Source organism: Bradyrhizobium sp. IAR9 (genome assembly GCF_013408065.1).
In the GTDB taxonomy this organism is placed as follows: domain Bacteria; phylum Pseudomonadota; class Alphaproteobacteria; order Rhizobiales; family Xanthobacteraceae; genus Bradyrhizobium.
The window spans coordinates 122,199-136,427 of record NZ_JACBZW010000010.1 but is presented as its reverse complement, the minus strand read 5'-3'; the positions used below and the strand labels follow the sequence as shown (position 1 = coordinate 136,427).

General features: G+C 62.3%; 15 protein-coding genes. 8 read left to right on the top strand and 7 right to left on the bottom strand.

What is annotated here, in order from left to right; all coding sequences use genetic code 11:
• Positions 1-50 precede the first annotated feature (50 nt).
• Positions 51-380: an iron-sulfur cluster insertion protein ErpA gene (gene erpA / locus GGD67_RS25095; protein ID WP_018317867.1), complete on the top strand. Its 330-nt coding sequence runs from the start codon at positions 51-53 to the stop codon at positions 378-380.
• A 76-nt stretch (positions 381-456) separates the two neighbouring features.
• Here the strand turns inward: erpA and GGD67_RS39500 are convergent, their stop codons facing one another.
• The 3 genes from GGD67_RS39500 to GGD67_RS25085 all read right to left on the bottom strand — a co-directional run bounded on the left by GGD67_RS39500 (position 457) and on the right by GGD67_RS25085 (position 3,979).
• Positions 457-1,038, bottom strand: a complete 582-nt coding sequence (locus GGD67_RS39500) for a hypothetical protein (RefSeq protein ID WP_246784355.1) — start codon at positions 1,036-1,038, stop codon at positions 457-459.
• A gap of 24 nt (positions 1,039-1,062) precedes the next feature.
• Entirely contained in the window at positions 1,063-1,563 is a 501-nt protein-coding gene (locus GGD67_RS39495; protein WP_246784356.1) for a S9 family peptidase, read from the bottom strand.
• 85 nt (positions 1,564-1,648) lie between these two features.
• On the bottom strand, positions 1,649-3,979 hold the full coding sequence (locus tag GGD67_RS25085) for an ATP-binding protein (protein ID WP_179736568.1): 2,331 nt from the start codon (positions 3,977-3,979) through the stop codon (positions 1,649-1,651).
• A 134-nt stretch (positions 3,980-4,113) separates the two neighbouring features.
• On the opposite strand from GGD67_RS25085, the gene xth reads away from it, so the two are divergent.
• Positions 4,114-4,911, top strand: coding sequence for an exodeoxyribonuclease III (gene xth, locus GGD67_RS25080; RefSeq protein WP_018317865.1), 798 nt, complete (start codon positions 4,114-4,116; stop codon positions 4,909-4,911).
• A 61-nt stretch (positions 4,912-4,972) separates the two neighbouring features.
• Here xth and GGD67_RS25075 read toward each other — a convergent pair whose 3' ends face one another.
• Positions 4,973-5,803, bottom strand: a complete 831-nt coding sequence (locus GGD67_RS25075; RefSeq protein ID WP_026201921.1) for a tetratricopeptide repeat protein — start codon at positions 5,801-5,803, stop codon at positions 4,973-4,975.
• Positions 5,790-7,511: a dihydroxy-acid dehydratase gene (gene ilvD, locus GGD67_RS25070; protein WP_179736566.1), complete on the bottom strand. Its 1,722-nt coding sequence runs from the start codon at positions 7,509-7,511 to the stop codon at positions 5,790-5,792. The genes GGD67_RS25075 and ilvD overlap by 14 nt, the downstream gene beginning before the upstream one ends.
• Before the next feature lie 1,333 nt (positions 7,512-8,844).
• Here ilvD and GGD67_RS25065 point away from each other — a divergent pair.
• The 6 genes from GGD67_RS25065 to GGD67_RS25040 all read left to right on the top strand — a co-directional run bounded on the left by GGD67_RS25065 (position 8,845) and on the right by GGD67_RS25040 (position 13,138).
• Positions 8,845-10,275, top strand: coding sequence for a tyrosine-type recombinase/integrase (locus GGD67_RS25065; RefSeq protein WP_246784452.1), 1,431 nt, complete (start codon positions 8,845-8,847; stop codon positions 10,273-10,275).
• A 172-nt stretch (positions 10,276-10,447) separates the two neighbouring features.
• Complete coding sequence (locus tag GGD67_RS25060) at positions 10,448-10,993, top strand: hypothetical protein (RefSeq protein ID WP_179736564.1); 546 nt, start codon at positions 10,448-10,450, stop codon at positions 10,991-10,993.
• 60 nt (positions 10,994-11,053) lie between these two features.
• Positions 11,054-11,533: a hypothetical protein gene (locus tag GGD67_RS25055; RefSeq protein ID WP_179736562.1), complete on the top strand. Its 480-nt coding sequence runs from the start codon at positions 11,054-11,056 to the stop codon at positions 11,531-11,533.
• Positions 11,530-11,784, top strand: coding sequence for a hypothetical protein (locus GGD67_RS25050; RefSeq protein ID WP_179736560.1), 255 nt, complete (start codon positions 11,530-11,532; stop codon positions 11,782-11,784). The genes GGD67_RS25055 and GGD67_RS25050 overlap by 4 nt, the downstream gene beginning before the upstream one ends.
• A 320-nt stretch (positions 11,785-12,104) precedes the next feature.
• Positions 12,105-12,287 (top strand): hypothetical protein, encoded by a 183-nt coding sequence (locus GGD67_RS25045; RefSeq protein WP_210286624.1) that lies wholly within the window; start codon positions 12,105-12,107, stop codon positions 12,285-12,287.
• 122 nt (positions 12,288-12,409) lie between these two features.
• Positions 12,410-13,138, top strand: a complete 729-nt coding sequence (locus GGD67_RS25040) for an endonuclease domain-containing protein (RefSeq protein WP_179736558.1) — start codon at positions 12,410-12,412, stop codon at positions 13,136-13,138.
• Between the two features lie 511 nt (positions 13,139-13,649).
• On the opposite strand, the gene GGD67_RS25035 is transcribed toward GGD67_RS25040, so the two are convergent.
• Together GGD67_RS25035 and GGD67_RS25030 are read right to left on the bottom strand one after the other, a co-directional pair.
• Positions 13,650-13,922, bottom strand: a complete 273-nt coding sequence (locus GGD67_RS25035; protein WP_179736556.1) for a hypothetical protein — start codon at positions 13,920-13,922, stop codon at positions 13,650-13,652.
• Entirely contained in the window at positions 13,903-14,199 is a 297-nt protein-coding gene (locus GGD67_RS25030) for a hypothetical protein (RefSeq protein ID WP_409411127.1), read from the bottom strand. The genes GGD67_RS25035 and GGD67_RS25030 overlap by 20 nt, the downstream gene beginning before the upstream one ends.
• Positions 14,200-14,229: the final 30 nt, after the last annotated feature.

The window sequence follows — 14,229 nt, the reverse complement described above, 5'->3', positions numbered from 1 at the left end:
GAATTGGGCAAGTGAACCTGGTATGACCGCGCGACTATCGGAGACGAGCCATGACGACCGACGTGACCATCAGTGACCGCGCCGCACGCCGGATTGGAGAGATCCTCAAGGGCGAAGGCTCTGGCGCGATGCTGCGCATCTCCGTCGAGGGCGGCGGCTGCTCGGGTTTCCAGTACAAGTTCGACATCGACCGTGCGCGAACCGACGACGATCTCGTGATCGAGCAGGACAATGCGGTGGTGCTGGTCGATCCCGCCTCGCAGCCGTTCCTGGCGGGATCGCAGGTCGATTTCGTCGACGACCTGATCGGCGCTTCGTTCCGCGTCAACAATCCCAACGCCACGGCGTCCTGCGGCTGCGGGACCAGCTTCTCGGTCTAGCCCGACTTTTGACGGGTCATGTCTGGATCATTCCGGCAAATTGCAATGGGAGTGCCGCTATCGCGCGGACTGCGGTTCAATCCCCCGCGAGTTTCTGTCCGACCGCGTAAAGCCTGCAATCTTCGCCGCGCGTATTGATCTTGCATTTCATCAAAGCAGGTTCGCGTGCCTCCGGAGCTGTGCGGCCAACTCCAATACCGCAGTGGCCGCCCGTGCTCACCGCGAAGGCCTTGGCATCATCGGGATTGGCGAGATAGTCCGCGAACGCCTCCTGACAAGCGGCGACAGCCCCCGGCGGGATTGGCAGCTCAGCGAACAACGGCGCCTCTATGACGGTCTTGGTCGGAAGACCCAGCTTTTCGAGGAAGGGTTCAACGGATGGAAACCAGGTGTCTGCCGGCGCGAGCATGACGGTATTGTGGCCGTTCGGTCGGAACGGAGGCAGCACATGCAACTGCGCTGGCGCACCGCCGGCGCTGTAGGCCGCGAACATGCGCTGTGCCAAGTCTGGACCGTAGAATTGATCGTTCTCAGCATAGAGCCAAAGCATGGGGACACGGGCCGTGCGCCCCAATGCGGCTGATGTATCGACCAGATTATCAGGCGAGCAAGGTTGGTTGGGTGCGGAGAAGCTATGCCGACCGCCGTCAAAATTCACGGCGCCAACGACTCCCGGTATGTTCTATGCGGCGACGGCCATCACCGTGAGCCCCCCAACGGAATGACCGAGCAAGACGACATGCTCAGCGTCGACCCAGGGCTCATGACGCAGTGAAGCGACCGCCGCAATGACATCGTCGCTGGCAGCGCGCGTGGCCGGAAGATAGTCGCAGGTCTGCCGCGCAGACTCGGAGAACCCTCCCCCAGATCGTCCATAGCCACGACGCATGATTGAGACCACTGCATATCCGTGCTGCGCGAAGGCGACGGCCGCCTTGCTGTAGCCGACTGGAGAACGGATGAGGATTTCAGTGAAGAATTCCTCGCCGCCGCTAGGCATTCCGTGAGTGATCACGACGAGAGGAAATTTGCCGGGACGATCAGGACGAATGACGAAGCTTTCCAGCGACACTTTGTTGCCGGAGATCACGACAGGCAACATCATGTGCGCGCTCATCAGCGGCGCGTCGCCGGCGCGGGCGGAGGCCGTGAACAAGATGAGAAGCAGGACAACAATGCGCATGGCGCAGCAAGGTAACAGCGCGCATCCGAATTGCCAGCGTCCGGCCAACCGGTGCAAAACACATATTCATGCACGTGGTTAGCGCCTACGCGTCTGTTATCTGCTTCTCCTCGTCCGTCCACTCCATTTCGACCGGCATCAGCTCCGGCTGCAGCGGCGCGTCCTCTGACATCGTGTAGCCGCCGAGCGCGCGCAGCAAGGCCGCGACCAGCGCCGGCTTGCGCAGCGGCTTGGCGAGGAAGTCCGACATGCCGGCCTCGCGGCAGATCCTGACGTCCTCGGGGAAGGCATTGGCGGTCAGCGCGACGATCGGCAAAGCTTCGCAGCGCCCGCCTTGCGCGCGGATGGCGCGGGTGGCCGCGAGCCCGTCCATGTCGGGCATGCGCACGTCCATCAGCACCACGTCGTAATTGCCTTCGGATGCTGCCGCGACGGCCTCAGCGCCGTCGGTGACGACGCGCAGCTCGACGTCGAAGGCCCCCAACATCTTGCTCACGACCATGCGGTTGACTGCATCGTCCTCCGCGACCAGCACCTTCAGCGGCCGATCGAGACCGGCGATACGGGCCTTGAGCTCGTCGGCCTCGTCGTGGCAGGCCGTCTGCTCGGAGGCCTGGGCCTGGCTCCAGGGCAGCACCAGCGTGAAGCGGAAGGTCGAGCCCTCGCCCGGCGCCGAGGTGACGCCGATGGTGCCGCCCATCTGCTCGATGATGCGCCGGGAGATCGCAAGGCCGAGGCCAGTGCCGCCGAAGCGGCGGCTGATCGAGGCGTCTGCCTGCGCGAAGTCGCTGAAGAGCTGGCCGAGCTTTTCGGGAGCGATACCGATGCCGCTGTCGGTCACCGTCCATTCGACGGTCGCCAGCAAGTCGCGTCGCGCCTGGCAGGTCGCAGAGATCGTCACCTCGCCTTCATCGGTGAACTTCACCGCATTGGACGCGAGGTTGAGCAGCACCTGGCGGATGCGTGCGACGTCGCCGCGCAGCGTCGGCGGCAGGTTCGGGTCGAGTTCCAGCTTGACCGTCAGCCCCTTGCCCTTGGCGCTCGCGCGCACCACGGTCGCGACCGCCTCCACCAGCGCCTGCGGAGCGAAGTCGATCACCTCGAAGGTGAAGCGCCCGGCCTCGAGCTTGGACAGGTCGAGGATGTCGTTGAGGATGCGCTGGAGATTGTCGCCGGACTCGCGGATCGTGGTGACCGCCTCGCGCTGCTCCGGATCGAGCCTGGTCTCCAGCAGCATGCTGGCAAGCCCGAGCACGCCGTTCATGGGCGTGCGGATCTCGTGGCTCATCACCGCGAGGAAGTCCGACTTGGCGCGGCTCTCGGCCTCCGCCTTTTCCGCGCGCCAGCGTTCGGTCACGTCGCGCCCGAAGCCGCGATAGCCGAGGAACTGGCCCTCGCGGTCATAGGCCGGCTTGGCCGTCAGCGACCACAGCCGCGCCTCGCCGCCGGCGACGACCTTGAGGTTCATCTCGTGCAGCGGCTCGTTCTGCTCCATCAGGCCGACGACGTTGTAGGCCGCGCTCTTGTCCTCCGGACACAGCATGTCGAGCACGTCGGCGAAATGCGATCCCTTCAACAGCGGCAGCGGCAACTGGGCGACATCCGCGAAACGCTCGGGCACGTCGACCAGATGCCCTTCGGCATCGGTCTGCCACAGCCAGTCGCTGGCGTTCTCCTGAAAATCCTTCAGCAGCAGCGAGATGATCTCGGTCTGGCGTTCGAGCTCGAGCTGGGCCTTGAGATTGCCGAGGAACAGATTGCCCTGCGAGACGATACTGCGCGCCATGAAAAATGCGAACAGCAGCAGGAACACCGCCGTCACCAGATACGGCCCGGCGCCGCAGAGCAGCATCGCACCGGCGCAGGCGGTCGTCATGGTGGCGAGATAGACGAGGCCGGCACGCGGGAACGTCGACAGCGTGAAGGCGCCGCCCGACATCATGCCAACCATCAGGCAGGCCAGGATCAGCTGGCTGGTCGGCTCGATGCGGCTGAACAGAGCGAGCGGCAGCGCGCCCCAGATCGCGGCGAGCAAGACCGCCTGCCGCAGCATCTGCCGCGCGGCGCGAGGCGAGGCCTCCTGCGGCGGGTTCTGGTGCGACCGCCGCCAGGCGCGCACCGCGAGCGAGGCGGTGGCGGCGAGCGTCAGGCCCCAGATCGCGAGGAAGTCGTTCCAGCCCCTGCCCCAGAACAGGATCAGCACGATGGCGACGTTCAGCATCGTCACCGCCATCGTCACGGGAATCAGCCGCGTCACGGCGTCGATCTGCTTGGCGCGGATGCGGCGGATCTCGCGCTCGCTGAGATCGGCGGTCAGGCCGTCCTCGATCTCGAAGCCGCCGAGCCAATACAGGAACGCGCCGATCAGGCCGTCACGCGGCTCAGTTTGCTTCATCGACTTGTCCGGCCATCCCATTCGCGGAACCTTTTGACGATCAATGGCCTGCCGCCTGCTTAAGCCGGGTTAATTTTGTGGGAGATTTTGCGGCGTCCTTGACGGGCGCGTTTGCAGTTTGTTCTAACCATGGCCCCTGCCCGGAGCCCGCCGACATGACCATCAGAGTTGCCACCTGGAACGTGAACTCGGTCCGGCAGCGGATCGACCTCCTGCTGACCTGGCTCAGGGAATGCCAGCCGGACATCGTCTGCCTCCAGGAAATCAAATGCGTCGACGAGGCCTTTCCGCGGCTGGAGATCGAGGCGCTCGGCTACAACGTCGTCACCCACGGCCAGAAGACGTTCAACGGCGTCGCGCTGCTCTCCAAGCTCCGGTTCGACGAGACCAAGTCGGGGCTCGCCGGCGACGACGAGGACGCCCATGCGCGCTTCATCGAGGGCGTGGTGACGCTGAAGTCGGGCGTGATGCGCATCGCCTGTCTCTATCTGCCCAATGGCAATCCGGTCGGGACCGAGAAATATCCCTACAAGCTCAAATGGATGTCCCGGCTTCTTGACTATTCGAAGGAGCGCCTCAAGACCGAGGAGCCGCTGATCCTCGCCGGCGACTTCAACGTCATCCCGCACGCCCGTGACGTCCATAACCCCGCCGCCTGGACCGAGGACGCGCTGTTCAAGCCGGAGACGCGGGAGAGCTTTCAGTCCCTGCTCGGCCTCGGGCTGACCGATGCCTTGCGGGCAGTCACGGATGAGCCCGGGCTTTACACCTTCTGGGACTACCAGGCCGGGGCCTGGCAGAAGAACCAGGGCCTGCGGATCGATCACCTGCTGCTGTCGCCCCAGGCCAGCGACCGGCTCGCCAATGTCGGGATCGACAGCTATGTGCGCGGCTGGGAGAAGCCGTCGGACCACGTGCCGGTGTGGGCGGATCTGGATCTGGAGGCGGCGTAGGCTACGCAGAATTGGTGGGCACGCTGCGCTTTGCCCACCCTACGAGACCGAGATTGCCGAGCTACTGCCGGCGGCCGCCCTGCACCCACTGTTCCAGCATTTGCAGGCACATGGCGCGGTCGTCGTCGGAGGCCTTGGCGAAGGCGCGGCTGTAGCTTTCCTTGATCCAGGTCTCTTCGGCGCCGGCGCTGTCACGCGCCAGCGTCAGCCACATCAGGCCGCGCGCGGCCTGCCGCGGCAGGCGGTCGCCGTTGAACAGCATCTGGCCGAGCAGCGCCTGCGCCTCGTGCTGGCCCTTCTGCGCGGCGAGGCCGAGCCAGCGCGCACCATAGCGGAAATCCTCGCGCGAGGCGTCCGGCGTCTTCAGGTAGAGCCGGGCGAGATCGTATTGAGCGTCGGCATTGCCGAAATAGGACGCCGCATAGGAGAACATCTCCCGCGCCCGCTCCGGATCCGACTTGACCTTCGAGTTCGGGATGCCGCTCAGATAGTAGCGGCCGAGCGCGACGAAGGCGTTGGCCACGATCTGCGCCTGCGGTGCCGACGGGCTGTCCTCGGCATGCGCATTGGCGATCCGGCTGAAATATTCGAAGGCGCGCAGATCGTCCTGGGCGACGCCGTCGCCATTGGCGTACATGCGGCCGAGCTTCCACTGCGCGATGGGGTGGCCACCCTCGGCGGCATACTGCAGCGCACTGAGCGAGGTCTCCTGAGGCACAGCCGCCGGCGCGACCTTGCCGCGCGCGGTCACCGCGGTCCCCGGCAAGGTGGTCACGACCGGGATGGTCGCGTCCTTCGGGTTGACCGGAGCCCCGTCGAAGGCAAGCGCCGGGGCGGCCAGCGCACCGGCCCCCAACACAAACGCAACTATGGCACGCCTAGATGTCCGCATAGCACTGTTTCTCGTGCGCGCCGCCCGGATGGGTCACTGCCCCCCCGACCGCTGGTCCAACCTGTTGAGCATACTTCCAGAGCGCACCTGACGTGTGGTTAGTCGCGCGAGCGGTCCATTTGGTCTTGCGCTGGGCCAGCTCGGCGTCGCTCAATTTTACGTTAAGGGTACCGGCGACCGCGTCGATCTCGATGATGTCGCCGTCCTCAAGCAGCCCGATCGGGCCGCCAATGGCCGCTTCCGGCCCGACATGGCCGATGCAGAAGCCGCGGGTGGCGCCGGAGAAGCGGCCGTCGGTGATGAGCGCGATCTTGCCGCCCATGCCCTGGCCGGTCAGCGCCGCGGTGGTCTGGAGCATTTCCCGCATGCCGGGGCCGCCCTTCGGCCCCTCGTAGCGGATCACGATGACTTCGCCTTCGTGGTAGGTGCGCTTCTGGACCGCCTCGAAAGCATCCTCCTCACGGTCGAAGCACCTGGCCGGACCGGTAAACCTGAGGTTGGACATTCCCGCGACTTTCACAATCGCACCTTCTGGCGCCAAATTGCCCTTCAGACCGACCACGCCGCCAGTGACGGTGATGGGCTTGTCTGCCGGGTGCACCACGTCCTGGTGCGGATTCCACTTCACGCTCTTGAGGTTTTCGGCGATCGTGCGGCCCGTGACGGTAAGGCAATCACCGTGCAGGAAGCCGTTGTCGAGCAGCGTCTTCATCAGAAGCGGTATGCCACCTACTTCAAACATGTCTTTGGCGACATAACGGCCGCCCGGCTTCAAATCCGCGACATATGGTGTCTTTTTGAAGATTTCGGCAACGTCGAACAAGTCGAACTTGATGCCACACTCATGCGCGATCGCCGGCAGGTGCAGCGCAGCATTGGTCGAGCCGCCCGAGGCGGCGACCACGGCGGCGGCATTCTCCAGCGCCTTGCGGGTGACGATGTCGCGCGGCCGGATGTTTTCGGCGATCAGGTCCATCACCTTCTCGCCCGCGGTCATGCAGAAGGCGTCGCGGATTTCATAGGGTGCCGGAGCACCGGCCGAGTAAGGCAGTGCAAGGCCGATCGCCTCGGACACGGTCGCCATGGTGTTGGCGGTGAACTGCGCGCCGCAGGCACCCGCCGAGGGGCACGCCACGCGCTCGATCTCGTCGAGGTCCTCGTCCGACATGGCGCCGACCGAGTGCTTGCCGACGGCCTCGAACATGTCCTGCACGGTGACCTGCTGCCCGCGGAACGTGCCGGGCAGGATCGAGCCGCCATAGATGAAGATCGAGGGCACGTTGAGACGGACCATCGCCATCATCATGCCCGGCAGCGACTTGTCGCAGCCGGCGAGCCCGACCAGGGCGTCATAGGCATGGCCGCGGACGGTCAGCTCGACGGAGTCGGCGATGCATTCGCGCGACGGCAGCGAGGAGCGCATGCCGTCATGGCCCATGGCGATGCCGTCGGTCACGGTGATGGTGCAGAACTCGCGCGGGGTGCCGCCGGCCGACGCCACGCCCTTCTTCACCGCCTGCGCCTGGCGCATCAGGGCGATGTTGCAGGGAGCGGCCTCATTCCAGCAGGATGCGACGCCGACGAAAGGCTGGTGGATCTGCTGGGTGGTCAGACCCATGGCGTAGAAATAGGACCGATGCGGCGCGCGCGCAGGGCCTTCCGTCACGTGACGGCTCGGCAGCCTCTGCTTGTCAATCTTCGCGCTCATCGCAAACCAGTTTCCTCGGTCAACCCTTTCAGACCCGAAAAATCAGAGCCAAGATTTGAATCGACCTTGGGATTTCTCGTCGCCTTCGAAGACCGCCGCTGCCCTAGAACATTAGAGCGATTTTATTCATGTTTGGGTGTGGCCAAAAAGCGGCGGTGATGCGAACCACCAGTGATGACGGTTAAATCGGAACCGAGTGTTGCGTAGACAGCACAATCGTTACCGGGAAGACACGGGGTGGACTACTTCAATACCCTCGCGGTGAGGATGATTCACAACTTCAGATTTTGTATCGGCAACAACACTTCCCCATTTGCTCCACGAGGCGGTGACCGCGCGGGTGAGTCGGGGCGCGCCGCTCATCAAGGATTCTTCCCTCGTGTCCCGGACAAGCCGCAACGCCTCTTAGCGTTGCGGCGCAGAGCTGGGACCCAGAAAGCGACAGGGCGCTGCGCTGCGTCCGGGGCACCAGCGGAGTTATGACGCACGCTTTTCCACGCCGTCATTGCGAGCGAAGCGACTTGTCCGCCGAAGCCTCGGCGAAGGCGGAAGCAATCCAGAGTCTTTCCGCGGAGGGATTCTGGATTGCTTCGTCGCAAGCGCTCCTCACAATGACGGAGCAGGAGGCACCATCGCGATGCTCCAATGCATATCCCAGCTGCAGTGCCGTAGGGTGGGCAAAGGCGCATCGCGCCGTGCCCACGATCTCTGTCCATAAGCGACAAGGCGTGGGCACGCTGCGCTTTGCCCACCCTACGAGATCGAGATTGTGGCACGCAGCTCAGCTCACGGACATGCCTTCGCGTCCTCGCGGCGCAATTCGCCCGAGCTTTGCTTGGTCTCGCTACCCTCTCATCCAAGAGGGCGCAGGGAAGGCCGGGTGCTGGCTCGCACCCGCGGTCCGCTGCGCGAAAAGCACACGCAGGAAGAACCGCACAGCAGCATACAGGTGGTGCCGATCACTCGGCCTTCCCTGCGCGATGGCTGGACGGCTTATGCCGTGATCTCCCGGGAGCCGACCATTCCTTCTGGCCTCCCTCGCCCCGCGAATTGGATGATGCAGTCTGCCCGGTTGGGCTCGCTCGCACCTTCGCAAGGACTTGACCGTAGCAACGACGGCCAGGACCACACGTCTATATTTTGGCATTCGGTGAAACACGCCGAAACTAAGAAAGTGCTTTAAAACAAGCACTTTTTGACTACCCTGATGCGGGCTGTTTCAGCGGGCTTCACCAAAATAAGGGCCCGGCCCTAAGCCTTTCAGCGTCCGCACGACAAACTGAAAGCCTCAAAGCCGAGCCCTTTGGTCCCAAGCCTTAGGAGCCGAAACCAGATGGATAGTAGCATTGTCCCCTCCCCCGCCGGCAAGCGGGGCCGCAACAGCAGCGTCATTCTGACCGATCGCCTGTGCGAGAAACGCGTCGCCCGACGGACCAAGTTCTACGACCGCAAGTGTCCTGGCCTCTACGTCAGCATCACCACGGCGGGGGTTGCCACCTTCTCCTTCAAGTTCACCGACCGCCAGACCGGCAAGCAGCGGACCGGCTGGCTCGGTGTCTACAATCCCGCGACCTTCTCCGTCGAGGACGCCCGCAGCCGGGTCTACGGGCTCAAAGGTATGGGCGGTGAAGCTCTCGCCGAGACCTTCCGCGACCAGAAGGCTGCGAAGGCCAAGCGCGGCAAGACGGTCGCCCAGATCATCGACGAGCGGATCAAGTGGATGAAGACGCCGGTCAAAAAGCCGGACGGCGAGATGCGGCCCCGGCTGGAAAGCTGGGAGAACACAGCAAGCCACCTCGACCGGTTCCTCCGCCCCCGCCTCGGCAAGAAACTGGCCATGGAGGTCACCAAGCACGACATCGCCACACTCTCGAACGACATCGTCGCGGGCAAGTTCGGCCGGCCCTCAGTCAGCAACGCCCGCCATATGCGCAAGGCGGCCTCAGGCCTGTTCAACTGGGCCGCCGAGGCCGGGCGCGACTACGTGACGGCCAGCCCCTGCGTCAACCTGCCGAAACTCGACCCTGAGCATCCCCGCACACGTGTCCTGTCAGAAGATGAGATCAGGATTTTCTGGCATGGGCTGGACCGTAACGACCTCCCCTATGACCGCCGGACGCGGCTGGCGCTCAAGTTCGAGTTGGTCACCATGCTGCGGTCGTGTGAATTGCTGGGGGCGCGCCGGGATGAGCTGTTCGAGCTCGACGGCGATAATCCGCGCTTCGACGTCCCCCTGAAGCGGGTCAAGAAACGGCGGGTGATCCAGCAGCCGTTGTCCGATCTGGCGGTTGAGATCATCAAGGAGGCGTTGACCTTGGATGACCAGCAGTTCGTGTTCGAGAGCCCGATGTACAAGGGCCGGCCGATCCACCGCAAAGCTATGGCCGACGCCCTGCGCGGCACCAAGAACGAGAAAAACAAGGATAAGACCAAAACTGCCGGCCTCTGCGAACTGCTCGGCCTCAAGCGGTTTACACCGCACGACTTACGCCGGACGGCAGCGACCCTGGCCGGTGACCTCGGGTTTGACGATGCATGGATTGCGAAGTGCCTCGACCACGCGGGCAGTAAGAAGGCGGAGGTGGTCGTGCCGACTGTCACGGGGAAGGTCTACAATCACTCCAAGCGAATGAAGGAAAAGCGCGCGGTGCTCGATGGTGTGGCGGCCGAGTTGCGACGGATTGTCGGCTCCACCTGCAGCGAGGACCGGTGGACAGGTCGATCAGAGGCTCGCAGTCTGATCAACGGCGTCGACATGGGTTAGCGTACCCCGGCAGCACATTGCTGGCGAATTCTCCCCTTGTCGGATAATAAGGTTCTACCTACCCCGTTGAACTACAACCGAAATCTGCGTCCGTCCTGCGTTCCTTGCGTGCGGTTCCGGCACGCTTGGAGACGAATCGTCTATCGTCGCGCCATCGGGAAACGGTGGGCTGATGGCGGAAGAAGACCGGTACTTCACTGAAGCGAAACAGCCTCACGCGATTGATCCGGGCACATTCCTGCTCGATCTCTACAGGCTCGTTTGCATGGTCTCTGCGTCTTCCGACATCGCTAGGCTTGGCCTGACTTCCCCCGCCATCGAAGCGATGCAGGGCGCCTACTTCAGGTCCGAAGTTACGCGCATCTTGATCTCTTGTGCGACTGGCGTGCGAATTCAATTTGATCAATCGCCCGATACAACAAACGATCCGAAGTCCAATTGCGGAAAGCTGTTTCCAAACTGGGCGACTGACAAGAGCAAGGTCGAGGTGCTCACCTTGCGAGAGGCCTGCAACAAGATCATTCATGCAACCGACATTCGGTTTGACGTCGAGATCCCCGATGCAGCCAATAATCCGGATGAGGAAGGCGCTTACTATCATCCGCGCCTGTACATGTATGGAAGCAAGGGGCGCAATGACTGGCGGGCCGAGCTGTCGCTGGTCGATTTCGCACGGTATGCCGCAGTGTGTTTTAAATGGTTCGCCTTCTTGAGGTGATGCACGGGCGAGGCGCTCCCTCGCTGCTAAAAGGTCACCACTGGCTACAGGTCTGGCAGAATGAGTGACAGCAAAGAATTCGCAACGTCGATAGATGAACCCCTGAAGGCTGCGCGGCGATCACTCAGCGGAAGGCAAGTCCACGCGATTGTTGCCCGGCGACTTCGCAAGCTCGAGAAACTTAGTTTTCTGGAGAGCTTCGCCATGTTCATGGGTAAAGCTCAGCTCGTTGAATTAGGTTTGAAGAACCTCCTAATGAGGAAGTACGGCTTTGACGAAGAGAGGATCAAACGTTGGACGCTCGGGCGCGTGGTAAAGGAGCTAGGCGAGCGCGGGTTGCGACAAGACTTCATTCACTTGATGGAAGAATTGAAGGGTTCTCGCAATTATATCGCCCATGAGATGCTGGCCAACGACGCGCTCATGCGAAGGTTGGCAGGAGCTGGCGCAAATCGCATTGCGTGGAAATCGCTGCGCCGTGGTCTGTATCTGGTAGAAGAGTCTATCGTGGTACACGACTTTCTTTTTGGCGGCGAATGATCAGCTCCACGGCCAAGCTCCTGCTTACCCCGCTCACTGTCGCGCTGATCACCGGCGCAGACTCGGCGCAGTCAAAGCGGTTCTATGACTTGGTCGGCAGGAGCATCGGGACCTCGTCCACCTACAGCCAAGGCATGACGACGTTCTACGACGCGAGCGGCAAGGTGATCGGCCGCGAATCCACGACCGGCAACACGACGACGGTCTACGACGCGCGTGGAAGGAGCATCGGGCGGACGACGGGGCGTTGAACATCGCCAAAGATGGCACCGAAGCCCAAGCGGAGAGAACTGATTCGCGGCGAGTCAATTGGTTGTGGATTGGTCGAAGAACTGCGGGATCTTGCGTGCGGACTCACAGTGGCGCGCGAATCTCTTGTAGGTTGTGGGGGTCAGGCGCGCTCGATTCGCTTGATGACGAAAAAACCGGGCTCACCCCTTCCCCAAGGAATGCCCGGCTTTCGTGATCCGTTGTCAACTCCCATGCGGCCTCTTGGCCGTCTCTCTTATGACGTTCAGTAATACTGAACGTATGAGTCCGGTCAAGGGGTCCAATACAAAGGACCTCTAATTTGAGAAAGACGAAGTTTACGCCCGACGAAGCTGTGGATGTTTGGTTGCGTTATTGGAGTGGCCAGCTTCAGCACGAGATCGCTGCCGACTACCGCATCAATGCAGGGCGGGTCAGCGAGATCCTGACTGAGAAGTACCACGTCGGAAGCAAGCAGGTCGCAGCGTCTAAGCGTTCTGCGTAAACTGAACACAACGGGCGGCATTCGTGCCGCCCGTCTTTTTAGGAAGATGCGCGAGTGGCAACGTCGTCGGTAGCGATGACGATCTGCGATGCAAGCTGTCGCATCATCGGAGACAGGCGGCAATGACGACGTCCGAAGGCTTCAGAGGCTTCACCAACGACGAAGGCATGAGGTTGGCTCGAACTCTGATCGAAAAGTGGTCCGAACTGATCCTGAAAGAGATCGACGGCGATCTGGCAAAGCTCCCGGAGCTTGAGTTGGATGATCAGCTGGCCTTGCGTGCCAGATGGACGAAGTATGCTGATCTGATCATCGGAAGCTACAACTCGCTAGAAAAGTACAAGACGGAGGACGGCAAGTGGGACCTGCTGTTCCAGATGTTTGACCTGGGAATGCCTGCTCAGTCGCTTCCGCTGGACGTGAAACAGCGACTCGATTGGTACAAGCAGCGTGCCGCCTCGAATTTTGAGAGGTCGATCAAGAGCGACGTCAACGTCCATAACATCACATCTCCCATCGAGCAGATCTTTCTTATGGAGCGGCGGTTGCTGGAAGTCGATAGTCAGCATCGCGTGAAGATACGCCCGCAGCACCAGTTGAAGCTTGGCGGACGCACGCATCGCATCGACTTCATCGTCGATGTGCCCGACGGCCGCCAGATAGCCATCGAGCTCGATGGGCATGACTTCCATGAACGAACGAAAAAGCAGGCGGCACATGATCGGGCGCGCGAACGGACCATTGTCCGCCACGGATTCATTCTGCATCGCTTCACTGGCTCCGAGGTCTACCGCAATCCAAGGAAGTGCGTTCAGGAGGTAATCGAACTCATTAGCCAACCGCCGCGCTGATCTTAGTGTCAAACCCACTTGCCGACCGCGTTGTGTCCGGTGCGCGGCGCGAGGTGCCGACGCTGGATCTCGCGCACGACGCGACGACGGTGCCGGGGCCGATCACTCTACGTGACGTCTCTGTATGTGCGCGCTAGCTCGCCAACCCCTCTGCAGCTTCAGCGATGGCCTGCTCTTCCAAAGTTTTTTTTTGCAGCATCGGTCCGCTGTTCGGTGGCGCGCTTCACGTCTTGGTTGCGAGAGGGCGCCAAAGGCCGCCGCAGGATGCATTACCAACCCGCTGACGGCCCCTTGCTGGTCGCCGTGCAAAGCACGGCTGGTACACGAACGATATCAGCGCCTGAAACATCGGCGCGAACATAGTCGCCCCATAACCCTTCATGGTTGTCCACCACATCTTGCGTCCGCATCGCACTCGGACAGCGGGTTGCCGTTCCCCACAAGAGCGCACCCCGCTTCTCCCAAAGAGGGCCTTGCGAGATCTACCAAGCGCTGCGAGGCTGTTCGACCTCTAAATTGTGGGCTGGCTGCGGCCAGACACGCCGAACGTCCTAGAGAATCCGGCGGTCCTACCTATCGATGCCTCGCGCGACGCGCTCGCGCTCAGCAGCAGAAACAGCGCGCGCTCCGCCTTGTACCTAGCGGCCGCGCGACTGCACTCCGAGCCGGACATCACGGCTTGACCAGCAGCGCTGCTGACTGCCCACTTCCAACGGCCGCGTCCTCGCGGCTTCAACAAGATGTCGTACTCGGCGTAGCAATCCTTATCGGTCTCGAAGCTCATGCTGCGATCCCCCCTTGAAGGGTAAGGTGAGAGCGATCGGAAACGTCTCGGAAGTCAACGCTTCTAAAGCTGATCTCTCCTCCGATATGCGCCGCTCGATGAATTGCCGCTCTGGTTCTGACAGACGGGTCTCCAGCAGGCTGCGGTAGCGGCGTATATTGTTGCGGTGTACACGGATGCGGGCGAGGTTCTCATCGAGCATCTTCGTTACAGTACCGGGATGCATGATGGCGTTGGGATCGACAAGGTGATCGTGATGAGCGGTCGTCAGCCGCATGGCTTCCTCCGTTTCCAGGACGAATTTGAG